Below are 23,782 nucleotides of genomic sequence, written 5' to 3' on the forward strand. Positions count from 1 at the left end.
TTTCGCGATCCGCGAAGGCGGCCGCACGGTTGGAGCCGGCGTTGTGTCCAAAATCATCGAGTAACAACGCTTAGGCGTTGTTACGGTGGTGACAGGCGATTGTTCACAGAACACTCTGCCGCGAGTCACACCAACGAACAAACAAGGCCGCTCCATCAAGGAGCGGCCTTTTTCGATTGTTCTAAGTCAGCAAAGCAACTGGTTGCGGAGACGTTCCCTCGCTGTCAGCGATCATGAGCAGCACTTATTGCAAAAGCCGATCTGTGCATTGGCCTCCGGGCCGGCAACGACAGCCGCAGTTCCGCATATTTAGCGCGCAAGCATAGAGATGTATTGTAACCCTAGTGGTCTACAACCCTAAGGTTATGAAGCTGACATTCTGTTTGCGCGGAGAAAACGTCTTTTTGATCAATGGAAACGTGTCCTGCAGAAACGAAAACCACCAATTGTCAGTTTCAACAGTACAATGCGCGTTTTCACCATTCGGCAACATGGTAGCTGCCGGTCGCGTGCAGATGTTGAAGTAAACGAGATGAGAGACGCTGGCGATCTCCGAAATGACGTTTTGCATGTCCTCTTTGGGGATATGCTCCAGAACATCCGTGCAAATCACAGCATCGCATTCCGTGACGGGTAACACCGAAAACTGGGGTATGGCAGGATCGTAGCGATGGGCCTCTGCATCCAGTAGCTTTGCCAACCAATCAACCGTGTGGGACCGGCCACATCCATAGTCGAGGATGGACTGTATTCCATCAAACTTGGAAAACACACGCATCATGGGGCCAAGAAGGTCCTCCGACGAGCGGCCATAATTGGGTTTGTTGCGGTGGATCATTTCGTATTGGCCAATGAGCTCGTTACGCCGTTTCAGGACCCGATCAGCTTCTGTCATTGGGAGATCTCTCTTACATTGATCCGTCGCATCCGTGCGATGCCCTGCCCTCGTGGCCGCAGTCCCCATCTAAAGCACTGAACGCGTGAGAGTGGCAATCGCGATATGTGCGGGTCCGCGAGATATTGAGAGCACGCGTTGGACCGTTTAGGTTTCTGCGAAATGGTGGAAAAAAGGCCGCCCTGAAAGAGCGGCCTTGCTTGTCTGTGCCGGGCATCGAGGGCCTATTGCGGGATCTCGCCATCCAAACCTTCGACATAGAAGTTCATGCCCGCCAGTGTGCCGTCATCGGCGGTCTCACCTTCGGCCAGCCAGTCGCTGCCGTCCTGCTTATTCAGCGGGCCGGTGAAGGGGTGATAGCTGCCATCGGCCATTGCGGCTTTCATCGCCAACGCCTCTTCCTTGACATCCGCCGGAACCGCGTCGGAGATTTCGCCGATCTCGACCATGCCCTGCGCGATCCCGTCCCAGGTATTCACACTTTCCCACGAGCCATCCATCACCGCCTTGGTACGGGCGATATAGTAAGGCGCCCAATTGTCGATGATCGAGCTGACGCGCGGCATCGGGGCGTATTCGCTCATGTCCGAGGCCTGGCCAAAGGTGATCACGTTGCCCGCGTCCTGCGCGGCGGCTTGCGGCGCAGTGGAATCGGTATGCTGCAGGATCACGTCGGCGCCCTGTTCGATCAGGACCTTGGCGGCGTCCGCCTCTTTCGCCGGATCAAACCATGTATAGGCCCAGACGATCTTGAACTCGACATCCGGGTTCACCTTCTTGGCATGGATATAGGCCGAGTTGATGCCCCGGATCACTTCGGGGATCGGGTAGGAGCCGATATAGCCAACCACGTTCGACTTGGTCATCTTGCCCGCGATATGGCCCTGCACCGCCCGGCCTTCGTAGAAGCGTGCGGAATAGACCGAGACATTCGGCGCGGTCTTGTAGCCGGTGGCGTGTTCGAATTTCACTTTCGGGAATTTCTTGGCCACGTTGATGGTCGGGTCCATGTAGCCGAAGGAGGTGGTGAAGATCAGATCCGCGCCGTCCAGCGCCATCTGCGTCATCACCCGCTCGCTGTCGGGACCTTCGGGTACGGATTCGACAAAAACTGTCTCGACCTGATCGCCGAACTCGGCTTCGACCGCCTGACGGCCCTTGTCGTGTTCATAGGTCCAGCCGCCGTCGCCGACAGGGCCGACATAGACAAAGCCGACCTTGGTCTTGTCCTGCGCGACGCCAGCGGTCGCCATCCCCAGCGCCATCGCCGCCGTTGCAAGAAGAGTGGTAAGTTTCATCAGGTTCTCCCCAGTTGGTTTTCTAAGTTGGCCTCTAGTGCGAGGCATGGAAAATCCGGCCGAGCGACGCTGGCGCGCCGCTTTTGTCAGCCGAAAGGATCACGAGCACAAGGATCGTGATGATGTAGGGCGACATTGCCAGATACTCGACCGGAATGGCAACGCCAGCTGCCTGCAGGTTAAGCTGCAGCACGGTGATTCCCCCGAACAGGTAGGCCCCCAGTAAAACCCGCCAGGGTTTCCAACTGGCAAACACCACCAGCGCCAACGCGATCCAGCCGATGCCCGCCGTCATGCCCTCGGTCCATTGAGGCACACGTACGAGGCTGATATAGGCCCCGCCAAGACCGGCGCAGGCACCGCCGAACATGATCGCAAGGACGCGAATGCGGATCACCTTGTAACCCAATGCGTGGGCAGCGTCGTGGTTTTCACCCACCGCGCGCAGGATCAGGCCCAGCCGCGTGTATTTCAGCACGGCCCAGACCACAGCGATCAGACCGATACCGAAATAAAGCACCAGATCATGGCTGAACAGGATCGGGCCGACGACCGGCAGATCGCTTAGCCAGGGGATGTTCAGTTCCGGCGTACTGGGAGGTTTCACACCCACGTAACTTTGCCCCATCAACGCGCTTAGCCCCAGCCCGAACAGGGTCAGCGCCAGACCCGAGGCCACCTGATTGGCCAGCGCCACTTGCGTGAGTAGAACAAACAGTAGCGACAGGACCGCGCCGCCAACCGCCGCGGCGACAAAGCCAAACAATGTCGACCCGGTCTCGACCGTGATGGCAAAGCCGCAGATCGCGCCGATGATCATCATGCCTTCGACGCCCAGGTTCAGAACGCCGGCTTTCTCGACCACCAACTCTCCGATTGCGGCGAGCAGAAGCGGGGTTGCGGCGACCATCAGCGAGGCGATCAGCAGGACGGGATTAATCTCGGATAGGTCCATGACTCAGGCCACCTCTTTCAGCGCCAGTCGCAGGCGGTAATTGGTCAGAAGGTCGAAAGCGAGCAGGAAGAACAGCAGCATTCCCTGAAACACCTGGATCGCAGCGGCGGGCAGGCCCAGCTCGGACTGCGCGATCTCGCCGCCGATATAGGTCAGCGCCATCAGGCTGCCCGCCAGCAGGATACCCACCGGATGCAAGCGGCCCAGAAAGGCCACGATGATCGCAGTAAAGCCATAGCCCACGTTGAAATCGATGGTGATCTGACCCGAAGGACCGGAGACCTCGAAGAGCCCGGCAAGACCCGCCAGCGCGCCCGCAAGCCCGAGGCAAAACAGGATCAGCCGGGCCGGATTCACACCGGCAAACCGCGCCGCACGCGGGGCCTCGCCTGTCAGCCGGATGTGAAAGCCCAGCATGTGCCGGTTCAGCAGCACATAGGCGAAGATCACCGCGATCAGGGCGGCCACGACACCCCAATGCATGCCCGAGCCTTCGATCAACTCGGCATTATAGGCGCTGGCATAGGATTGAAAATTGCGCGAGCCGGGAAAGCCGAACCCCTCGGGGTTCTTCAACAGGCCCAGCGAGACCGAGGCCAGCATTTGCTCGGCCACATAGACCAGCATCAGCGAGACAAGGATTTCATTGGTGCCGAAGCGCACCTTCAGAAAGGCCGGGATCATGGCCCAGGCCCAGCCCCCCAGCGCGCCACCGATCACCATCAGCGGAAAGATGTACCACGCCTCAAGCGGGTAAAACGCCAACCCGACACCGGCGCCGACGATGGCGCCCATGATATACTGCCCCTCGGCGCCGATGTTCCAGATGCCCGCTTTGAACCCCAGCGACAGACCAATTGCGATCAGCACCAGCGGCGCGCCTTTCACCAGAAGTTGCGGGCGGTAATAGAACGAGAATTCGCCAAAGAGCGGTTCCCAAAAGATGGTCATGATCGACTCGACCGGGTTTTTGCCAAGGGCCGCAAACAGCAACCCGCCAAAGAACATGGTGGCCAGTACCGCGACAATTGGCGTCGCCAGCGACCAGGCCTGCGAGGGCTGGGGTCTTTTTTCCAGAACGATCATGCGCGCGCGCCCTCGTTGTTTTTTCTTGCCTCAAACATGCGCCACCTCGATTCCGTGCGCGCCGCCCATCATCAGGCCGATCTCATCCACGCTCAGCTCGGTGGTCGGGCGGGGCGCGCTCAGCCGGCCTTCGTTCAGCGCGGCGAAGCTGTCCGAAATTTCCATCAATTCATCAAGGTCCTGAGAGATGCAGACCACAGCAGCGCCACCCGCCGCCAGATCCAGAATGGCCTGCCGGATCGCCGCCGCAGCGGCGGCATCGACGCCCCAGGTTGGCTGATTCACAACCAGCACATCGGGGTCCTGCAACACCTCGCGACCAATGACGAATTTCTGCAGATTGCCCCCCGATAGCGACCGCGCCGCATTCTCTGGCCCCGGTGTGCGCACATCAAAAGCCTTGATGATCTTTTTGGCAAAACCCTGCGCCTCGGCCCATTTCAGAAAGCCCCGGTTTTCCAGCCCTTCGCGGACCGAGCCGGTGAGCAGCGCGTTTTCCGTCAGGCTCATATCGGGGGCAGCCGCGTGGCCCAGACGTTCCTCCGGGGCGGTCAGCAGGCCCATGCGCCGCCGCGCCGTCGGACCTTCTTTTCCGATGGGTTGGCCCGCCAGCTTGACCGCGTCCCGGTCTGTTGTGATCTCGCCAGACAGCACGCCCAGCAATTCGTCCTGGCCGTTGCCCGCAACCCCGCCGATGCCCAGCACCTCGCCCTTGCGGACGGTCAGGTGCAGGTTCTTGAGTGCGGTCCCGAATTCCGAGGGCGAGGGCACCGACAGACCGGAGATATCCAGCGCAATCTCACCGAATTCGCGTCCACCGCGCTCGGGCGTCTGCAGCGTGTCGCCCACCATAAGCTCGGCCATCTGCCGCGCCGAGGTTTCGGAGGGAATGCATTCGCCCACATTCTTGCCCAGCCGCAGGATCGTGGCATGATCGCAAAGCGCGCGGATTTCCTCGAGCTTGTGCGAAATATAGAGGATCGATGTCCCCTCGGAGCGCAGTTTCTGCAGCGTCTGGAACAGGATGTCGACTTCTTGCGGGGTCAGCACGCTGGTGGGTTCATCCATGATCAGCAGCTTGGGGTCCTGCAACAGGCAGCGAATGATCTCGACCCGCTGGCGTTCCCCGGCGGACAGGTCCCCAACGCGCCGGTATGGGTCCAGCGGCAGGCCATAGGTCTCGGACACGTCGCGGATTCGCGAGGCCAGATCGTTCATCGCGGGCGGGTTTTCCATGCCCAGGGCGACGTTTTCCGCCACATCCAGCGCGTCGAACAGGGAAAAATGCTGGAACACCATGGCGATCCCGTCGGCGCGCGCCGTGCGCGGCTCGGATGGGGCAAAGGGCTGGCCGCGCAGTTCCATGGTGCCGCTGTCGGGCTTCACCAGCCCGTAGATCATCTTGACCAGCGTTGACTTGCCCGCGCCGTTTTCGCCCAGCAGCGCGTGCACTTCACCCTCGCCAATGTCGAAGGAAACGGTGTCGTTGGCAACAACGCCGGGATAGGCCTTGGTCAGGCCCTGCAGTCTGAGAAGTGGGGTGGTCACGCGCTCAGATCCTTTTTGTTTTCCAAGGCTTTATGGGGCCGCAATATCTGCGCCGCAACACCTACGGCGATCATTTGAGGATGTTTGCCCAGCGTCGGGTCACCGATCGGGCAGGTGATACGCGCAATCCGCTCGGGCGGATGCCCCAGGGCCCGCAGCCGGGACCGGAATCGCGCCCATTTGGTGGCCGATCCGATCAGCCCGGCAAAGGCGAATTCATGACGGAGCAAATGGTCGCACAGGTCCAGATCAAGCACATGCGAATAGGTGAGCACCAGATGCTCGGCCTGTGATGGCGCATACGCCACCAGATCGGCGGGCTTCGCCGCCGGAACCACTGTTACAACGTCGGGCACGGTTTCAGGAAACCGCTCTGCACCGGTATCCACCCATGTTATCGCCAGATCGGGCAGCGGGGCCAGCACATCAACCAGCGCCCGGCCGACATGGCCAGCGCCCCAGATCCACAGCGCGCGGGCAGGCTTGTGAACCGGCTCGATCATCCAGCCGTCGATCAATTGCGGTTCGGGCGCAAGGCCCTGACCACGGCGCGCAGCCAGCAGCCGCTTGACCGAGAGCGGCATCTCAGAGGCTCCAACCGGACGTGCGATCACCTCCGCGGTCAGTTCATTCAGGGTGCTGGCGTCATAGATTTCGCTCAGCAATTGAACCACGCCGCCACAGCACTGGCCCAGATCCGGTCCCAGCGCGTGTTGGCTTAGAACGCGCGGCTGGGTCTGTTGTCGCGCGGCCCCGGCCGCCCGAAATTCAAGCGTCCCGCCGCCGATCGTGCCGGATTGTCCGCCCTCCCAAACCAGCATCGCCGCGCCCACTTCGCGCGGGGACGAGCCTTTGATCGACGCGATCACCACACGTACCACGCGGCCATGGGCAGCAACCGCCGCGCGCAGGGTGTCCAGATCAAGCCCCATCGCGCACCCTCCGGACCCCGCGCCAGATTTCCTCCGCAGTGGCGGGTGCGTTCAGCGCCGGATAGGTCGAGCCGCAGGCCGCGACCGCGTCCGACAGCGCCAGCCAGGCCGAGATGCCCAGCATGAATGGCGGCTCGCCCACCGCCTTGGAGCGATAGATCGTGTCCTCGCGGTTCTCGCCATCCCAGAGCGCCACGTTGAAGATGTCGGGCCGGTCCGAGCAGGTGGGGATCTTGTAGGTCGAGGGTGCATGGGTGCGCAGCGCGCCACGCTCGTCCCAGACCAGTTCCTCGGTCGTGAGCCAGCCCGCGCCCTGCACATAGCCGCCCTCGACCTGCCCGATATCCAGCGCCGGGTTCAGTGACGCGCCTGCATCATGCAGGATATCGGCGCGCAGGATACGGTTTTCGCCGGTCAGCGTGTCCACCGCCACTTCGGTCAGCGCCGCGCCATGGGCGAAGTAGAAAAATGGCCGCCCGTGGCCCTTGATCCGGTCCCATTCGATCTTGGGGGTCTTGTAAAAGCCCGTGGCCGACAGGCTGACCCGTCCCTGATAAGTCAGCGCGGCGGCTTCGGCAAAGCTGTAGCTTGCCTCGCTCACCTCGACATGACCGTCCACGAAGCGCACCGATCCGGCATCCGCCTGATGGTGTTCGGCAAGATAGACCGCCATCCGGTCGCGGATCGTGTCACAGGCGGCCTTGACCGCCATACCGTTCAGGTCGCTGCCCGACGAGGCCGCGGTGGCCGAGGTGTTGGGCACTTTGGCGGTGTCGGTTGCGGTGATCCTGATCATCTCCGGCGGGATGGCGAACCGCGCCGCCGCCACCTGCGCCACCTTCTGGAACAGACCTTGCCCCATCTCGGTGCCGCCATGGTTCAGATGCACCGAGCCGTCCTGATAGACATGCACCAGCGCACCGGCCTGATTGAGATGGGTCAGCGTGAACGAGATGCCGAACTTCACCGGCGAGAACCCGAGCCCCTTCTTGATGATCGGGTTTTCCTTGTTCCACGCGCTTATGGCCAGCCTGCGCGCCGCATAGTCGCTTGAGGCCAGCAGCGCCTCGGTCATCCCGTGCAGCTCGAAATCCGAAACCTCCATGCCATAAGGCGTCGTGTTGCCCTCTTCGGGCACGGGCCGGACCGGTCGCGGATGGGTGATCTGTTCCACCGCGCCCCGGCTGGTCAGGTCCGCATGCGGGTCAGCATGGCCAAGCGGCTCTGGTGGCTTGGTTTGCGCAGGTTGTGCGGCATGTGCCGGTTCATAGTAGTTGCGCTGGCGCAGTTCGACTGGGTCGATGCCCAGCACATGCGCGGCGTGATCCATCACCCGCTCGATCCCGACCACGCCCTGCGGCCCGCCAAAGCCGCGATAGGCGGTGGCGGATTGGGTGTTGGTCTTGAGCCGGTGGCTCTCGATCAACGCATTGGGCAGCAGGTAGGCATTGTCGGAATGCAGCATGGCGCGGTCGGCCACCGGCAGTGACAGGTCCTGTGCCCAGCCGCAGATCGCGTGATGCAGGAATGAGACGCCCTGAATATGCCCATTCGCATCGAACCCGGCGCGGTAGGAGATGCGGAACGCATGCCGCTTGCCGGTGATGGTCATGTCGTCATCGCGGTCATAGCGCATCTTGCAGGCGCGGCCTGTCATCCGTGACACCACTGCACAGGCCACCGCCAGCGCGTTGCCCTGGCTTTCCTTGCCGCCAAAGCCGCCACCCATGCGCCGGGCCTCGACCCGGACGGCATGCATCGGCACGCCCAACGCATCAGCGACCTTGTGCTGTATCTCGGTCGGGTGCTGGGTCGAGGAATAGACCATCATGTCGCCGCCCTCTTGCGGCATGGTCATGGCGGCCTGGCTTTCGAGGTAGAAATGCTCTTGCCCGCCCAGTTCGAAACTGCCCTCAACGACGTGCTGGGCAGAGGCAATCGCCCCCTCGGCGTCGCCCTTGCGATAGATGCGGGGGCCTTCCTCGAACCGGCTGTCTGCCGCCAGCGCCTGTTCGATGGTCAGGATGGGGGCCAGTTCTTCGTACTCGATCTTGCCCAGTCGCGCGGCCTTGCGCGCCGCCAGGTGAGAGGTTGCGGCGACCACATAAACAGGTTGTCCGATGTAATTGACCATATCCTCTGCCAGCAGGGGCTCGTCATGGATGGATGGCGAAACATCGTTTGCAAAAGGTAAATCTGGCACGGTCAGAACGGTGATCACACCGGGTGCCGCGCGCACCGCGTCCAGGTCGACCGTCCGGATGCGCCCTTTGGCAATCTCGCTGAGGCCAAAGGCCAGATGCAGGGTGCCTTTGGGTGTCGGAATATCGTCGATATAGCGCGCCTCGCCCGACACGTGCAAAGGGGCGGCGTCATGGGGCAGGGGTTTCGCGATACTCATGCACTCACCTCCAGCACGTTGCCCGCCGCGCCCTGGCTCTCTGCGAAATAGCGCTCCAGCATCGCGCGCGCCGTCTCTAACCGGTACTCGGCCGAGGCGCGCATGTCGCTGAGAGGGGTGAAATCGGCATCAAAACCGGATTGGGCCGCCGTGATCGTCTCGATCGTCCAGGGCTGGTTCAGCAGCGCTGCCTCGACCGTTGTCGCGCGTTTCGGTATCCCGGCCATGCCGCCGAAAGCAATCCGCGCGTCGGTGACGACACCGTCCTGGACGATGATGTTGAAACAGCCGCAAACGGCCGAGATGTCCTGATCGAAGCGCTTGCTCAGCTTGTAGCATTTCAGGCGGTCGGGCCGGCGCGGGAAACTCACCGCCTCGACAAACTCGCCGGCTGCGCGGTCCTGTTTGCCATAGTCGAGAAAGAAGTCCTCCAGCGGCAATGACCGGCGCGTCTCACCCCGACGCAGATGCAGCGTGGCATCGAGCGCAATCAGGGCGGGCGGGTTGTCCCCGATGGGGGAGCCATTGGCGATGTTGCCGCCCACGGTCGCCGCATGGCGGATCTGCACACTGGCATAGCGGCGGATCATCTCGGCATAAGAGGGATGCAGCGACGCGAGCGCCGCGCCCATCCGGTTCATGTCAACCATGGCACCAAACCGGATGCTGTTGTCGTCGATGGTGATCTCTTTCAGATCATCGCAGCCGTTGAGGAAGATCACCGGATCAAGTTCGCGCAATTGCTTGGTCACCCACAGCCCCACATCGGTGGCCCCGGCCACAAGAGTGGCCTCTGGTTGTTCCGCATAGGCCTGCGCCAATTCATCCGATGAACGCGGCAGCATCGGATCAGGCGCGCCGCCCGGTGCGGTATCCTGAATCCAGTCCGGCACCGGTTGTCCTTCGACCGCCTCAGCCGCGCGGATGATCGGGGCGTAGCCGGTGCAGCGGCAAAGATTGCCCGCAAGTTGCGTGTCGTGATCCGTCGCGCCGCTGCAATGGCTGGCCACCATCGACATCACGAAGCCCGGCGTGCAGAAGCCGCATTGCGATCCGTGGTGGTCGACCATGGCCTGCTGTACCGGGTGCATCTTGCCCTGCGGTCCCGAGACCCCCTCGACCGTCCGCACCGCCTTTCCATGCAGTTGCGGCAGGAACAGGATACAGGCGTTCAGCGCTTTCGCCCCGTCCGCATCGGTGACCATCACCGTGCAGGCCCCGCAATCGCCTTCGTTGCAGCCCTCTTTGGTACCGGTCAGGCCGCGCTCTTCGCGCAGCCAGTCCAGCAGGGTGGTGGTGGGCGCGCCCCCCCCGATCTCGATAGTCTCTCCGTTCAGAAGAAACGAGATAGTCATCATTTGAAGCCTGTCGCTTTACCCCGTGATCCCATGTGTGCCAGGCCTCGATGCGACGTAGAAACTCTGGCGGGCGTATTATGCGTGCGTGAAGAGGCGTGTGCCTTATATTCTGTCTGGAAGGTTAGGAACCGGGCGCTCGCTCTGGCAAGAAAAACTCCTTCTGCGGTGCAACATTTTGCGGCTGATCCACCTGTCATTGTGCAGTGGGAATGCCAATGAAGCTATTGAAATCATGTGCTTGGGTAAAATTGGCGCCGAGAGGTCCGAAAGACAGCTTCAAGAAAACCCGAACAATCCTGTGCAATTATTCGGCAGTTTCGCAGGGATCCGGCTTGAGCGCTTTCAACGGCCCGGCGGCTGCGATAGCTTCGCGACATGAGCAGCGATCCCCGATTCATTCATCTCCGCGTCCATACAGAATATTCCCTGCTTGAAGGCGCGATCCGCCTCAAGAAGCTGCCGGGCCTGTGCGAAAAGTACCAGATGCCAGCCGTTGCGGTGACCGACACCAACAACCTGTTTTCGGCTTTGGAGTTCTCCGTCACCGCCAGCGGGGCGGGCGTTCAGCCGATCATCGGCTGTCAGGTCGATCTGGCCTATGTGCAAGCGCAACCCGGCGAGAAACCGAAGCCGCCCGCCCCGGTGGTTCTGCTGGCGCAGTCCGAGGCGGGGTATGAGAACCTGATGAAGCTGAACTCGTGCCTGTATGTGGACAAAGGCGGGCAGTTACCGCAGGTGACGCTGGACGAGTTGCAGGCTCATTCCGGCGGGTTGATCTGCCTGACCGGCGGTCCGGACGGCCCGGTGGGGCGGTTGTTGCAGGCTGGCCAACGCCCGGCGGCAGAGGCGCTGGTGGATCGTCTTGCCGCCATGTTCGGCGACCGGCTCTATATCGAACTGCAGCGCCATCCTGGTGACGGCGGCGCGCCCGAGGCCGAACGGCTGACCGAGCGCGGGCATGTGGAGATGGCTTATGCCAAGAACATCCCGCTGGTCGCCACCAACGACGTCTATTTCCCCGAGGCCGGGATGTATGAGGCGCATGATGCGCTGATCTGCATCGCCGAGGGGTCTTATGTCGACCAGCAGGAGGACCGCCGCCGCCTGACCGCGCAGCATTACTTCAAATCCCCTCAAGAGATGGCGACGCTGTTTGCCGACCTGCCCGAGGCCATCGAGAACACTGTCGAGATCGCCAAACGCTGTGCCTTCATGGCGTATCGGCGCGATCCGATCCTGCCGAAATTTGCCGATGACGAGATTGAAGAATTGCGGCGGCAAGCCAATGAAGGGTTGAAGCAGCGCCTTGCCGTTATCCCGCATGCGGTCAGCGTCGAGAAATATCAGGAACGGCTGGATTTCGAACTGGGCATTATCGAAGGCATGGGCTTTCCCGGTTATTTCCTGATCGTTGCGGACTTCATCAAGTGGGGCAAGGATCAGGGAATTCCGGTGGGGCCGGGACGAGGGTCTGGCGCGGGGTCGCTGGTGGCTTATGCGCTGACGATCACCGACCTTGATCCGCTGCGCTACAGCTTGCTGTTCGAACGCTTTCTGAACCCCGAACGGGTGTCGATGCCCGACTTCGACATCGATTTCTGCATGGATCGTCGCGAAGAGGTGATCCAGTACGTGCAGGAGAAATATGGCCGCAACAAAGTTGGCCAGATCATCACATTCGGTGCGCTTCTGTCCAAGGCTGCTGTGCGCGATATCGGACGCGTACTGCAGATGCCCTATGGGCAGGTGGACCGTCTGTCCAAGATGATCCCGGTTGAAGGCGTCAAACCGGTTTCCATTGAGAAGGCCCTGAAGGACGAGCCGCGCCTGCGCGAAGAGGCGCGCAACGAAGAGGTGGTTGATCGGTTGCTGACCTATGGCCAGCAGGTCGAAGGGCTGCTGCGCAACGCCTCCACCCACGCCGCCGGTGTGGTGATCGGCGACCGTCCGCTTGATGCGCTGGTGCCGCTCTATCAGGACCCGCGCTCGGACATGCCCGCAACCCAGTTCAACATGAAATGGGTGGAACAGGCGGGGCTGGTTAAGTTCGACTTTCTGGGCCTCAAGACCCTGACCGTGATCCAGAACGCGGTGGATCTGATCCGCAAGTCGGGCCGCGACCTGCATGTGATGGCCGACGGTACCCAGCTTTATGACCCACCCGAAGGCGCGGTGAACGAGATCAACGCGATCCCGCTGGATGACGAGGCGACCTACAAACTTTATTCCGCCGCCAAGACGGTGGCGGTGTTCCAGGTGGAAAGCTCGGGCATGATGGATGCGCTCAAGCGCATGAAACCGACCTGTATCGAGGATATCGTGGCGCTGGTGGCGCTCTACCGTCCCGGCCCGATGGAGAACATCCCGACCTATTGCGAGGTCAAGAACGGCCAGCGCGAGATCACTTCGGTTCATCCGCTGATCGACCATATCCTTGAGGAAACGCAAGGGATCATTGTCTATCAGGAACAGGTGATGCAGATCGCGCAGGTGATGGCGGGATACAGCCTTGGCGGGGCCGATCTGTTGCGCCGCGCGATGGGCAAGAAGATCAAGGAAGCGATGGATGCCGAGCGGCCCAAGTTCGAGATGGGTGCGGGCGAAAATGGCGTGGATGCCAAAAAGGCCTCCGAGGTGTTCGACCTGCTGGAAAAATTCGCCAATTACGGCTTCAACAAATCCCACGCGGCCGCTTATGCCGTGGTCAGCTATCAGACCGGCTGGCTGAAGGCGAACCACCCGGTCGAGTTCATGGCGGGTGTCATGAACTGCGATATCCACCTGACCGACAAGCTGGCAGTGTATTTCGAAGAGGTTCGCAAGGGTCTTGGCCTGCCCTATGTGCCGCCTTGCGTGAACCGTTCGCAGGCGACGTTCGATGTGGCGGATGGCGAACTGGTCTATGCGCTGGGCGCGCTCAAGAATGTCGGTGTCGAGGCGATGACGCTGGTGGTCGAAGGGCGTGGCGAGAAGCCATTTGTCAATCTCTTCGACGTTGCCCGTCGGGTAGACCTGAAGAAGGTCGGCAAGCGCCCGCTTGAGATGCTGGCGCGGGCAGGGGCGTTTGATCAACTCGACCCCAACCGCCGCCGCGTCTTTGACAGTCTGGAACCGCTGATGAACTACTCGGCGGCGATCCATGAGCAGAAGAACTCCAATCAGGTGTCTCTGTTCGGCGAGGCGGGCGATGATCTGCCCGAACCGCGCCTTGCACCCACGCCCGACTGGCTGCCTGCAGAACGTCTCAGCGAAGAGTTCAAGGCGATCGGCTTTTATCTGTCCGGCCATCCGCTGGACGACTACATGCCCGCGCTCAGGCGCAAGCAGGTGTTGACGCTGGATCAGGTGACCGAAAAGTCCCGTGGCGGGCCCTTCATTGCCAAGATGGCGGGCGTTGTGGCCGGTCGACAGGAGCGCAAGTCGGCGCGCGGCAATCGCTTTGCCTTTGCGCAGCTCTCGGACACGACCGGGGCCTATGAGATCACGCTGTTTTCGGAAACGCTCGAAAAAAGCCGCGAATTTCTTGAAACCGGTGCTCATGTCGTCCTGTCCGCCGAGGCCACGATGGAGGCGGATCAACTGAAGCTGTTGGCGCGGTCGGTGGGACCGATCGACGCTACAGTGGCGGATGCGGGGGCGACGGGCCTGCGGGTTTTCGTTGACGCGGCCGAGGCGATACCGACCGTCGCCAGGGTGCTCGAAGGTGCCGCAGAGGCTGCGCGCAACGCGGGCAAAGGCCCGATCCAGCTTTGCCTGATCGCATCGGGCCTGCCGGGCGACGTGGAAATGGACCTTGGCCGGGATTTCCCCATCAACCCGCAGATCAAAGGGGCCATCAAGTCGCTGGAGGGGGTTCTGTCGGTCGAGGAACTCTGACTATCCCGGCCTCTGTTCGGAGGGGGTGCAAATCGACTTTCCGGTCGCAGGATGCTAGGCTGAGATCTGCGGATGCCCCGCTGCAGGAGCCGAATTTGAGGAGCGCAATCGCGATATTGGCCTCTATGCTCTCGATACTGTCGGGGGGTGCAATGGCTCAGGACGGTTCGGTGCCCGAGTGTTCACTCGCTCTGGCGTTTGCGCTCGACATCTCGACCAGTGTTGATGAGATCGAATATGAGCAGCAACGGGTGGGTCTGGCCGCAGCGCTGCAGGATGAAGAGATCCGCGCCCTGATCCTTGCCAACCGGGGCACCGTGATGCTGATGGCCTATGAATGGAGCGGCGAGACCCAGCAGGCGACCATTGCCCCATGGAGCGCGATTGCAAGCGAGGGTGATCTGGCGGGTTTCGCTACGCGTCTGCTTGGCCATAGCCGTATGAATGATGACTACCCCACCGCGTTGGGGGCCGCGATTGGCTTTGGCACCACGAAACTCAACAAGGTTTCCGCCTGTGCGCGTCTGGTCCTGGATATTTCGGGAGATGGCGCCAACAATCACGGGTATCCCCCCGAAAGCGCCTATCGGCACTTTCCTGCGGCTGGGATAACGGTCAACGGGCTGGTGATCGACACCGGTGATACAAGTGTCATCGACTATTATCTGGAAAAGGTCATTCACGGCCCCGGCGCCTTTGTCGAGATTGCGCTGGGCTTCGAGGATTACGAACAGGCCATGAAGCGCAAACTGATGCGGGAAATCCCGGCGCCGCAATTCGCCCGGCGATAGGGCGCAATCCCTACCACGTTACCTGAAAATCAGATCTGTAGCCGCGAGGGCGAAACCTCATCTGTATCCGTGGGATGTTCGGCAATCGCCTCTATGCCTGCGCGCAGTGTGGCGGCTGCGGTGTCGACCGACATGCTGGGTGCGCCGAGGTTTGGCACCAGCGCGGCCACTTGAGGCAGGTGCGGCAGGTGAACCCAGCCCGCGCGGATCTCGGAGCCGGAATGAGCCAGGTGATGCAGGATGCCATACATCAGGTGGTTGCAGCAGAAGGTACCCGGCGCGTCCGAGATATCCGAGGGAATCCCGGCGGCACGCATGTTGTGCACCATAGCGCGGATCGGCAAGGTCGCGCGAAAGGCCACCGGTCCGTCCGGCACCGTCATCACATCCTGCAACAGCTTGCCCGCATTGTCGCGCAACCCATAGCGCGCGCCGTCATTGAGGTTCTGCGCGATGCGTTCCACCGTGACCATCGCCCGCCCGCCAAACTCCCCCATCATGACGACCGCATCGGGGCGCAGCTCTGCGATTGCGTCTTTCACAACGTCGATACATTCGAAAAAGCTGTTGGGGATGATCCGCGACACGATTGTCAGACCGGCCACGATTTCACCATCAAGGTGACGCGCCACTTGCTCGGCAGGGTTGACCGGAGTGGTGCCAAAGGCCTCGAATCCGGTCAGTAGCAGGGTTGGCGTGGCTCAGCCTCCGGGTGGCGCAGTGGTTTCCCGACCATAGGTCGCCAACCAGCCCTGGGGGAAGCCCCGACCGTCAGTAATGCGGCGGCCGCTCGTCTCCGATCACCACGCCGCCACCGGCCTCCTGTTCGCGGCCGGCCTCGCGTTCCATCAGCATCTGGACCCGGTGGGTCAGCCGGTCGATCTCGGTCTGCTGGCGCGCCACGACCGCGCTCATCTCGTCGACGGTCTTGGTCAGATGGGCGATCTGTTCTTCAAGATGTTGCATAGGCGGGCTCCTTGGCGTTTTCATCGTGATACAGAGGCATCACCGCACTTGCCAGAGCCACATGGCCTGAGCGCGCGGACAGGGAGGATCACCATGAGCGTCATCATCGAGCGCAACGCGGCAGTCACGACCATCACGATCGACCGGACGCAGGCGCGCAACGCGGTGAACCCGGAAACGGCGCAGGCGCTTTATCAGGCATTTCTGGCGTTCGAAGCGGATGACAGCCAGTTGGTGGCGATCCTGACCGGGGCGGGCGGGTTTTTCTGCGCCGGGTTTGACCTGAAAGCCGCCGGATCGGGGGCGGCGGATGACTGGATCAGAAGCCTCGACATTCCGCAAGGCTGGACCGACCCGATGACGCAACCCTGCCCTGGCCCGATGGGGCCGACGCGTCTGATGCTGAGCAAGCCGGTGATCGCCGCCATCGAAGGTCCGGCCGTGGCGGGCGGTATGGAGCTGGCGGCCTGGTGCGACATGCGGGTGATGGCGCGGGGCGCGGTGACCGGCGTGTTCTGCCGCCGCTGGGGCGTTCCGCTGCTGGATGGCGGTACGGTGCGGCTGCCCGCGATTCTGGGGCAAGGGCGGGCAAACGACCTGATCCTGACCGGACGCCCGGTGCAAACGGACGAGGCGCAGGCCATCGGTTTTGCGAATTATACCTGCCCGCAAGGCGCCGCGCTGGAGACCGCCATGGGCCTGGCGCAGGACCTGGTCCGCTTTCCGCAAGGCTGTCTGCGCGCCGATCACCTCTCGGCCCGGCCCGCACCTGTCGATCTTGCACAGGCGCTGCGTCGGGAATGGGCCTCTGCCGCGGTGTTCGAAGAGGAAAGCCGCGAAGGGGCCGCACGCTTTGCGGGGGGCAAGGGAAGGTCGGGGGATTTCGCCGATATCTGAGCGCGCCTTGCGCAGCATCTCCTGGTGGGACGGCGCAGTGGCTTGCCCCGGCTGGGGGCATCGGCTAGACCGCGCCCGGAACCACCACCCCAAGGATGCCCCGATGGCAAAGCCCAAGAAACAGCCCCGCCCCAAGGCCGTGACCCCAAAAGGATTTCGCGACTATTTCGGAGGTGAAGTGACGCAGCGGACCGAGATGCTGCGCGCCATTGCCGGGGTCTATCATCGCTACGGGTTCGAGGCGCTGGAATCGAGCGCGGTCGAAACCGTCGAGGCGCTGGGGAAGTTCCTGCCCGATGTGGACCGCCCCAATGAGGGTGTCTTTGCCTGGCAGGAGGTCGACGACAAGGATCAGGGCGACTGGATGGCGCTGCGCTATGACCTGACAGCGCCGCTGGCGCGGGTCTATGCGCAACACCGCAACGACCTGCCGACACCCTATCGTCGCTATGCGATGGGACCGGTCTGGCGCAACGAGAAACCCGGCCCGGGCCGCTATCGCCAGTTCTACCAATGTGATGCGGATACGGTCGGCAGCGCCTCGATGGCTGCGGATGCCGAGATTTGCGCCATGCTCAGCGACACGCTGGAAGCCGTCGGCATCCCGCGCGGCGACTATCTGGTGCGGGTCAATAACCGCAAGGTCCTGAACGGTGTGCTTGAGGCGATGGGGCTGGGCGATGATGCCAGCGCGCGCGACAACGTTCTGCGCACCATCGACAAGTTTGACAAGGTGGGCGAGCAGGGCGTGCGGGAACTGCTGACCAAGGGGCGGCTGGATGCCTCGGGCGCGTTCATTGATGGAATAGGTCTGAGCGCGGATCAGGCCGAACCGGTGATCGCTTTTCTGACCTCGAAGGCGGCGGATGCTGCCGGGACGCTGGCCAATCTGCGCGCGGCAGTAGGCGACAGCAAGACCGGCGCAGAGGGCATCGCGGAGCTGGAACAGATCGGCGCGCTGCTGGAAGCGGGTGGCTATGGGCCGGATCGGATTGAAATTGATCCTTCTGTGGTCCGTGGTCTTGGTTATTACACCGGGCCGGTCTACGAGGCAGAACTCACCTTCGAAATCCTCGACGAAAAAGGCCGTAAGCGGCAATTCGGTTCGGTTGCGGGCGGCGGACGCTATGACGATCTGGTCAAGCGCTTCACCGGGCAGGAAGTGCCTGCCACCGGTGTCTCGATCGGGGTCGACCGGCTGCTGGCGGCGCTGCGCGAAAAGGGTCGTTTGACCGCGCAGGCCGAGGGGCCGGTGGTGGTCACGGTGATGGATCGCGACCGGATGGCCGATTATCAGGCGATGGTGGCCGAGCTGCGCAACGCGGGCATCCGGGCCGAGGTCTATCTGGGCAATCCGAAGAATTTCGGCAACCAACTCAAATATGCCGACAAGCGTAACGCACCCATCGCCATCATCGAGGGTGGGGACGAAAAGGCCAATGGCATCGTGCAGATCAAGGACCTGATCCTGGGAGCGAAACTGGCCGAAAGCGCGACGCTGGAGGAATGGAAAGAACGCCCCTCGCAGATCGAAGCGCCGCGCGGCGAGTTGGTGGCGCAGGTGCGTGCGATGCTGGCGGCGCAAGCCTGATGGCGGATCGCGCTGAAACGCTGCTCAAGGCCGCCAGCCTGCGCGCCCGGTTCGAGGCCGAGGGCGCGCGGGTGGTCGAAGCGGCGATCCTGCAACCCGCCGAGGCCTTGCTTGACCTCTATGGCGAGGACATTCGCGCGCGCGCCTATGTCACCTCGGACGCGCTGCGCGGCGAACAGATGCTGCGCCCCGATTTCACGGTGCCGGTTGTGCAGATGCATGTGGCCGACGGTGCCGAACCGGCCCGGTACACGTATTCGGGCGAGGTGTTCCGGCGCCAGGAGCACGACCCGGACCGCCCCAGTGAGTTCATTCAAGTGGGTTATGAGGTGTTCGACCGCACCGACCCGGCCCGCGCTGATGCCGAGGTGTTCGCGCTGATCGCGCAGGCGCTTGATGATGTGCCGATAACCGCCTCGACCGGTGATATCGGCATCCTGATGGCCGCTGTGCAGGGGTTGAAAACCGATGAACGGCGCAAACAGGCGCTGATGCGGCATATCTGGCGGCCCCGCCGGTTCCGCGCCCTGTTGGAACGGTTCGGCGGCCAGCGCGCGGTCAGCGAGGCGCGTGCAGAGATTCTGGCAGGCACGGGAAGGGTTGAAACGGACGCGCCGTTGATCGGCAAGCGAACGCAGGCCGAGATTACCGGGCGGATCGACGCGCTGCGCGCCGATCATGCCGCGCCGCCGATTTCCGAGACCGAATTGACGGCGCTGGAAACCCTGCTCACCATCCGCGAAACGCTGCCCTTTGCGTTGGAACATCTGCGCGATGTGGCGGTCGATCTGCCTGCGATCGGCCCGGCGCTGGACCGGCTTGAGGCGCGGATCACTGCGCTGGCGGCGCGTGGGGTGGATGTGGATCATCTGGAGTTCGAGGCCTCCTACGGGCGGACCTCGATGGAATATTATGACGGGTTTGTCTTTGGTTTTTACCGTCAGGGCCGTCCCGACCTGCCACCACTGGCCACGGGCGGGCGTTATGACGCGCTGACCCGCTATCTGGGCGAGGGGGCCGAGATTCCGGCGGTGGGCGGCATCCTGCGCCCCGGCCTGATCCTTGATCTGCAGGAGAGCCTGACATGAGCCTCAAGCTTGGGGTCCCCTCCAAGGGCCGCCTGATGGACAAGACCTTTGCCTGGTTCGCCAAGCGCGGGATCGAGCTGTCGCGCACCGGGTCGGATCGGGAATATGCTGGCCGGGTGGACGGGGTTGAAAACATGTCTCTGGTGCTGTTGTCAGCGGGGGAAATCCCCCGCGAACTGGCAGCGGGGCGGATCAATCTGGGCGTCACCGGCACTGATCTGGTGCATGAGAAACTGCCGCTCTGGGAACAGCAGGTCGAGCAGATCGCGCCGATGGGGTTCGGCCAGGCCGATCTGATCCTCGCGGTGCCGCGCGCCTGGGTTGATGTGGATACGCTGGGTGATCTTGACGCCGCCGCCGCCGCTTTCCGCGCGACCCATGGCCATCGCCTGCGCATCGCCACCAAGTATCACCGTCTGGTGCGCGAGTTCCTGACCGAGGCCGGTGTGGCCGACTACACGCTGGTCGACAGCCAGGGCGCGACCGAAGGCACGGTCAAGAACGAGACCGCCGAGGCGATTGCCGACATTACCTCGACCGGGGAAACCCTGCGGGCCAACCATCTGAAGATCCTCAGCGACGGAATGATGTTGCGGTCTCAGGCCACACTCTGGCGCAGCCGCGTTGCCCCGTGTCGGGGCGCAGACCGCAAGTCGCTGGACGAGCTTCTGGACCGGATCGCGCTTTAGAGAGGCGGGCCGGTGAATTCCTGCCCGTGCTGCGACGCGATGCGAGCCATCGCATCCGCGTCCAGCGCACCGTCCTGCAACGAGGCATGCAGCGCACGGAACATCGACTCCATCCTGTAGGCGGGCGAGAATACGTAGCGCAGGCGCCCCGGAGAGGCTCCGACATTCTTGAAGGCATGCTCGGTGCTGCGCGGTATGAAGGCCACATCGCCTGGGGCAACCCTGCTGCGTTCGCCTGCGATTTCGAATTCGAACTCACCCTCCAGAAAGAAAAACGTTTCATCCTGATGGTGGTGGATATGGCGACCCGGCCCAATGCCGGGCTGCACGATATCCTCGAACACCTCCAGCGCGCCGCCGGTCTGATCACCGCTGAGCAGGATGCGCAGGGTGATGGCACCGGGGAAATCCAGAACTTCGCAGTCGGAGTAGGCGGAATGGGTCATGACGCGGCTCCCTCTGACGACGCAGGAGCAGGTTAGCGCTGTGCGCTGGTCAACAAAACACGGATGGTTGCACAGGTTCTGTGCGGTTCAGAGCACGCCGATCTCGGCCAACGCCCGGTTCAGATCATCCGGGAGCGCATCTTCGGAGTGCCGGGTTTTTGGCAGATCAGGCGGTGTGTCTTCGGGCTTGAGGTAACGCCAGCCCTGAAACGGGCGTTTCTGGGCGCTTTGTGTGCGGTGCAGATCCGGGTCCAGCACGATGGCGCAGCGGCGGATGCCGTCCGAGCCCATCACCTCATCCATGCGCAGAATGCGCTGGCGGCATTGCACCTGCCCCTTGATCACCCAATAGATCGAGCCGCCTTTGAGAATCTCCGCCTCGCGCTTGGGCCACATGCGGGTGACATGGCGCGGCAAGCCGTCTTCGGACTGCGCGGCGCGTGTCTGTTGCCAGTCGGCCAGCGTTTCGACGCTTTCCGATCCGACCGACAGCTTGATGAGATTCACATACTTATCCACAGAGTCGCCCCCAAGAGTGGCTCATATTGTAGTGTTTGTGAGCGAAACTTCAAACTGTTGTGGCATCAGGCGCGGGATTTGGGTAAATTAGAGCGCCCTACCAGTATCAGGAATCACCCGATGAGCCGTTTTGCCGCCCCCATCTCGGAACAGATCTGGGACATGAAATACCGCTTCAAACAGGCGGATGGCACGTCGATCGACCAGACGGTCGAGGACACCTGGCGGCGCATCGCCCGCGATCTGGCACAGGTCGAGAAAGACCCCGATCTGTGGGAAGACCGGTTTTATGCGGCGCTGGAGGATTTCAAATACCTGCCCGCCGGGCGCATCACGGCCGGCGCGGGCACCGCGCGGCAGGTGACGCTGTTCAACTGTTTTGTGATGGGCACGATCCCCGACAGTATGGGCGGCATATTCGACATGCTGAAAGAGGCTGCGCTGACCATGCAGCAGGGCGGCGGCATCGGATATGATTTCTCGACCATCCGGCCCAAGGGTGCGGCGGTCACAGGCGTTGCGGCGGATGCGTCCGGTCCGCTCAGCTTCATGGACGTCTGGGACGCCATGTGCCGGACGATCATGTCCGCGGGCTCGCGGCGCGGGGCAATGATGGCGACGATGCGCTGCGATCACCCCGATATCGAGGATTTCATCACCGCCAAATCCGACCCTGCGCGGTTGCGGATGTTCAATGTCTCGGTGCTGGTGACGGATGCCTTCATGGAGGCGGTCAAGGCGGATGGCCCGTGGGAACTGCAATTCGGTGGTAAGGTCTATCACACCGTGCAGGCGCGTGACCTGTGGAACAAGATCATGCAGTCGACGTATGATTACGCCGAACCGGGCGTGATCTTCATTGACCGGATCAACACGGCCAACAACCTGAACTATGTCGAAACGATCGCCGCGACGAACCCTTGCGGTGAACAACCCCTGCCGCCTTACGGGGCCTGCCTGCTGGGCTCGATCAACCTGGCGCGGCTGGTGACGGACCCGTTCGAGGCCGGTGCCGCGTTGGACCAGACCGCGCTGCAGGACCTGGTGGCGACGGCGATCCGGATGATGGACAACGTGGTCGATGCCTCGAAGTTCCCGCTGCCGGAACAGGCCGCCGAGGCGCAGGCCAAGCGGCGGATCGGGCTGGGCGTGACCGGGTTGGCGGACGCGCTGCTGATGCTGGGCCTGCGTTATGGTTCGAACGAAGCGGCGCGTCAGACCGAGCGCTGGCTGCACGCGATCGCCCGCGCCGCGTATCTGGCGTCGGTGGATTTGGCACGCGAGAAGGGGGCCTTCCCCTTGTTCGACGCCGATGGCTATTTGGCCAGCGGGTCCATGATGGCGATGGATGAAGATGTACGCGACGCTATCCGTGAGCATGGCATTCGCAACGCCCTGCTGACCTCGATCGCGCCCACGGGTACGATCAGCCTCTATGCGGGCAATGTCTCGTCCGGGATCGAGCCGGTCTTTGCCTATGCCTATACACGCAAGGTGCTGCAAAAGGACGGCTCGCGCACCGAGGAAGAGGTGGTCGATTACGCTGTCCAACTCTGGCGCGACAAGTTCGGCGATATCGACCTACCGGAGCATTTCGTGAATGCCCAGACGCTGGCGCCTTCGGCACATGTCAGGATGCAGGCCGCCGCGCAGAAATGGATCGACAGTTCGATCTCGAAAACCATCAACTGTCCGGAAGACATCAGTTTTGAGGATTTCAAGAATGTCTACATGCAAGCCTGGGATCAGGGCTGCAAAGGTTGCACCACCTATCGTCCGAATGACGTGACCGGGTCGGTCCTGACGGTTAGCGAAACTGCCGATGCGGCACCCGGTGAGAACGCAGTGTCTCCCCACAGCATCGATGGCGGCGAGGTGGTCTATATGTCCGAGCCGCTTGACCGTCCACAGGCGCTGGAGGGCAGCACATACAAGCTGAAATGGCCCGACAGCGAGCACGCGATCTACCTGACCATCAACGACATCGTCATCGGCGGGCGGCGGCGGCCTTTCGAGGTCTTCATCAACTCCAAGAACATGGAGCACTACGCCTGGACACTGGCCCTGACCCGAATGATCTCGGCGGTGTTCCGGCGTGGCGGTGATGTGTCCTTTGTGGTCGAAGAGTTGAAAGCGGTATTCGACCCGCGCGGCGGGGCCTGGGTGCAAGGTAAGTACATACCGTCGATCCTAGCTGCAATTGGCGGCGTGATAGAGCGGCACATGGTGTCCATCGGCTTTCTTGAAGGTGAAGGCATGGGCCTGAAATCCGACCCACAGGCCCAAGTTGTCAACACCGACGCGCCCCGTGGGCCGGCCTGCCCGAGCTGCGGCCAATATGACATGCAAATGGTTGAAGGCTGCATGACTTGCCGCAATTGTGGCCATTCCAAATGCCAGTAACCGCTCGACCCGGCTTTTTTGTGGTGTGTCACGCGTCATGACC

19 protein-coding genes are annotated in these 23,782 nt (G+C 62.3%); 7 read left to right on the forward strand and 12 right to left on the reverse strand.

Annotated elements, in window-relative coordinates; genetic code table 11:
• Nucleotides 1-349 precede the first annotated feature (349 nt).
• From M3P21_RS20685 to xdhA, 8 genes are all read right to left on the reverse strand, one after another.
• Nucleotides 350-895, reverse strand: a complete 546-nt coding sequence (locus M3P21_RS20685; RefSeq protein WP_249713220.1) for a class I SAM-dependent methyltransferase — start codon at nucleotides 893-895, stop codon at nucleotides 350-352.
• Between the two features lie 224 nt (nucleotides 896-1,119).
• Nucleotides 1,120-2,193: a BMP family ABC transporter substrate-binding protein gene (locus tag M3P21_RS20690; RefSeq protein ID WP_249713221.1), complete on the reverse strand. Its 1,074-nt coding sequence runs from the start codon at nucleotides 2,191-2,193 to the stop codon at nucleotides 1,120-1,122.
• Between the two features lie 34 nt (nucleotides 2,194-2,227).
• Complete coding sequence (locus M3P21_RS20695; protein WP_249713222.1) at nucleotides 2,228-3,148, reverse strand: ABC transporter permease; 921 nt, start codon at nucleotides 3,146-3,148, stop codon at nucleotides 2,228-2,230.
• Between the two features lie 3 nt (nucleotides 3,149-3,151).
• Nucleotides 3,152-4,234 carry an ABC transporter permease gene (locus tag M3P21_RS20700; RefSeq protein ID WP_249713223.1) on the reverse strand — a complete coding sequence of 361 codons (1,083 nt, stop codon included), beginning with the start codon at nucleotides 4,232-4,234 and terminating at the stop codon, nucleotides 3,152-3,154.
• Nucleotides 4,235-4,264: 30 nt separating this feature from the next.
• Nucleotides 4,265-5,782, reverse strand: a complete 1,518-nt coding sequence (locus tag M3P21_RS20705; protein WP_249713224.1) for an ABC transporter ATP-binding protein — start codon at nucleotides 5,780-5,782, stop codon at nucleotides 4,265-4,267.
• On the reverse strand, nucleotides 5,779-6,714 hold the full coding sequence (xdhC, locus tag M3P21_RS20710; RefSeq protein ID WP_249713225.1) for a xanthine dehydrogenase accessory protein XdhC: 936 nt from the start codon (nucleotides 6,712-6,714) through the stop codon (nucleotides 5,779-5,781). Before xdhC ends, M3P21_RS20705 begins: the two co-directional genes overlap by 4 nt.
• A complete protein-coding gene (gene xdhB, locus M3P21_RS20715) occupies nucleotides 6,704-9,115 on the reverse strand; it encodes a xanthine dehydrogenase molybdopterin binding subunit (protein ID WP_249713226.1) in 2,412 nt (803 codons plus the stop codon). Before xdhB ends, xdhC begins: the two co-directional genes overlap by 11 nt.
• Nucleotides 9,112-10,470, reverse strand: coding sequence for a xanthine dehydrogenase small subunit (gene xdhA, locus M3P21_RS20720; RefSeq protein ID WP_249713227.1), 1,359 nt, complete (start codon nucleotides 10,468-10,470; stop codon nucleotides 9,112-9,114). Before xdhA ends, xdhB begins: the two co-directional genes overlap by 4 nt.
• Nucleotides 10,471-10,848: 378 nt before the next feature.
• Between xdhA and dnaE the strand changes: the two genes are divergently transcribed.
• Together dnaE and M3P21_RS20730 are read left to right on the forward strand one after the other, a co-directional pair.
• Nucleotides 10,849-14,349, forward strand: a complete 3,501-nt coding sequence (gene dnaE, locus M3P21_RS20725) for a DNA polymerase III subunit alpha (RefSeq protein ID WP_249713228.1) — start codon at nucleotides 10,849-10,851, stop codon at nucleotides 14,347-14,349.
• 152 nt (nucleotides 14,350-14,501) lie between these two features.
• Entirely contained in the window at nucleotides 14,502-15,140 is a 639-nt protein-coding gene (locus tag M3P21_RS20730) for a DUF1194 domain-containing protein (RefSeq protein ID WP_249713229.1), read from the forward strand.
• 29 nt (nucleotides 15,141-15,169) lie between these two features.
• Here the strand turns inward: M3P21_RS20730 and pcp are convergent, their stop codons facing one another.
• Both pcp and M3P21_RS20740 read right to left on the reverse strand, forming a co-directional pair.
• Nucleotides 15,170-15,829, reverse strand: coding sequence for a pyroglutamyl-peptidase I (gene pcp / locus M3P21_RS20735; RefSeq protein ID WP_308445975.1), 660 nt, complete (start codon nucleotides 15,827-15,829; stop codon nucleotides 15,170-15,172).
• Nucleotides 15,830-15,911: 82 nt separating this feature from the next.
• Nucleotides 15,912-16,106: a SlyX family protein gene (locus M3P21_RS20740; RefSeq protein WP_249713231.1), complete on the reverse strand. Its 195-nt coding sequence runs from the start codon at nucleotides 16,104-16,106 to the stop codon at nucleotides 15,912-15,914.
• 93 nt (nucleotides 16,107-16,199) lie between these two features.
• On the opposite strand from M3P21_RS20740, the gene M3P21_RS20745 reads away from it, so the two are divergent.
• The 4 genes from M3P21_RS20745 (at nucleotide 16,200) to hisG (ending at nucleotide 20,371) form a co-directional block, all read left to right on the forward strand.
• On the forward strand, nucleotides 16,200-17,003 hold the full coding sequence (locus M3P21_RS20745; protein WP_249713232.1) for a crotonase/enoyl-CoA hydratase family protein: 804 nt from the start codon (nucleotides 16,200-16,202) through the stop codon (nucleotides 17,001-17,003).
• A 103-nt stretch (nucleotides 17,004-17,106) separates the two neighbouring features.
• Nucleotides 17,107-18,594, forward strand: coding sequence for a histidine--tRNA ligase (hisS, locus tag M3P21_RS20750; RefSeq protein ID WP_249713234.1), 1,488 nt, complete (start codon nucleotides 17,107-17,109; stop codon nucleotides 18,592-18,594).
• Complete coding sequence (locus M3P21_RS20755; RefSeq protein WP_249713237.1) at nucleotides 18,594-19,682, forward strand: ATP phosphoribosyltransferase regulatory subunit; 1,089 nt, start codon at nucleotides 18,594-18,596, stop codon at nucleotides 19,680-19,682. The genes hisS and M3P21_RS20755 overlap by 1 nt, the downstream gene beginning before the upstream one ends.
• Entirely contained in the window at nucleotides 19,679-20,371 is a 693-nt protein-coding gene (gene hisG / locus M3P21_RS20760; RefSeq protein ID WP_249713239.1) for an ATP phosphoribosyltransferase, read from the forward strand. Before M3P21_RS20755 ends, hisG begins: the two co-directional genes overlap by 4 nt.
• On the opposite strand, the gene M3P21_RS20765 is transcribed toward hisG, so the two are convergent.
• Nucleotides 20,368-20,817 (reverse strand): cupin domain-containing protein, encoded by a 450-nt coding sequence (locus M3P21_RS20765; protein ID WP_249713240.1) that lies wholly within the window; start codon nucleotides 20,815-20,817, stop codon nucleotides 20,368-20,370. The genes hisG and M3P21_RS20765 overlap by 4 nt on opposite strands.
• 87 nt (nucleotides 20,818-20,904) lie before the next feature.
• Nucleotides 20,905-21,336, reverse strand: a complete 432-nt coding sequence (locus M3P21_RS20770) for a DUF1489 family protein (protein ID WP_249713242.1) — start codon at nucleotides 21,334-21,336, stop codon at nucleotides 20,905-20,907.
• A gap of 120 nt (nucleotides 21,337-21,456) precedes the next feature.
• On the opposite strand from M3P21_RS20770, the gene M3P21_RS20775 reads away from it, so the two are divergent.
• A complete protein-coding gene (locus tag M3P21_RS20775; protein ID WP_249713244.1) occupies nucleotides 21,457-23,739 on the forward strand; it encodes an adenosylcobalamin-dependent ribonucleoside-diphosphate reductase in 2,283 nt (760 codons plus the stop codon).
• The last annotated feature ends 43 nt before the right edge of the window (nucleotides 23,740-23,782 follow it).

Origin of the sequence: Ruegeria spongiae, assembly GCF_023502395.1 — a bacterium.
GTDB lineage: Bacteria > Pseudomonadota > Alphaproteobacteria > Rhodobacterales > Rhodobacteraceae > Ruegeria_C > Ruegeria_C spongiae.

Excerpts from the sequence above, each read along its gene's own strand:
- M3P21_RS20685 (WP_249713220.1), bottom strand. The coding sequence starts at position 895 with ATGACAGAAGCTGATCGGGTCCTGAAACGGCGTAACGAGCTCATTGGC.
- M3P21_RS20690 (WP_249713221.1), bottom strand. The coding sequence starts at position 2,193 with ATGAAACTTACCACTCTTCTTGCAACGGCGGCGATGGCGCTGGGGATG.
- M3P21_RS20695 (WP_249713222.1), bottom strand. The coding sequence starts at position 3,148 with ATGGACCTATCCGAGATTAATCCCGTCCTGCTGATCGCCTCGCTGATG.
- M3P21_RS20700 (WP_249713223.1), bottom strand. The coding sequence starts at position 4,234 with ATGATCGTTCTGGAAAAAAGACCCCAGCCCTCGCAGGCCTGGTCGCTG.
- xdhC (WP_249713225.1), bottom strand. The coding sequence starts at position 6,714 with ATGGGGCTTGATCTGGACACCCTGCGCGCGGCGGTTGCTGCCCATGGC.
- xdhB (WP_249713226.1), bottom strand. The coding sequence starts at position 9,115 with ATGAGTATCGCGAAACCCCTGCCCCATGACGCCGCCCCTTTGCACGTG.
- xdhA (WP_249713227.1), bottom strand. The coding sequence starts at position 10,470 with ATGACTATCTCGTTTCTTCTGAACGGAGAGACTATCGAGATCGGGGGG.
- dnaE (WP_249713228.1), top strand. The coding sequence starts at position 10,849 with ATGAGCAGCGATCCCCGATTCATTCATCTCCGCGTCCATACAGAATAT.
- M3P21_RS20730 (WP_249713229.1), top strand. The coding sequence starts at position 14,502 with ATGGCTCAGGACGGTTCGGTGCCCGAGTGTTCACTCGCTCTGGCGTTT.
- M3P21_RS20740 (WP_249713231.1), bottom strand. The coding sequence starts at position 16,106 with ATGCAACATCTTGAAGAACAGATCGCCCATCTGACCAAGACCGTCGAC.
- M3P21_RS20745 (WP_249713232.1), top strand. The coding sequence starts at position 16,200 with ATGAGCGTCATCATCGAGCGCAACGCGGCAGTCACGACCATCACGATC.
- hisS (WP_249713234.1), top strand. The coding sequence starts at position 17,107 with ATGGCAAAGCCCAAGAAACAGCCCCGCCCCAAGGCCGTGACCCCAAAA.
- M3P21_RS20755 (WP_249713237.1), top strand. The coding sequence starts at position 18,594 with ATGGCGGATCGCGCTGAAACGCTGCTCAAGGCCGCCAGCCTGCGCGCC.
- hisG (WP_249713239.1), top strand. The coding sequence starts at position 19,679 with ATGAGCCTCAAGCTTGGGGTCCCCTCCAAGGGCCGCCTGATGGACAAG.
- M3P21_RS20765 (WP_249713240.1), bottom strand. The coding sequence starts at position 20,817 with ATGACCCATTCCGCCTACTCCGACTGCGAAGTTCTGGATTTCCCCGGT.
- M3P21_RS20775 (WP_249713244.1), top strand. The coding sequence starts at position 21,457 with ATGAGCCGTTTTGCCGCCCCCATCTCGGAACAGATCTGGGACATGAAA.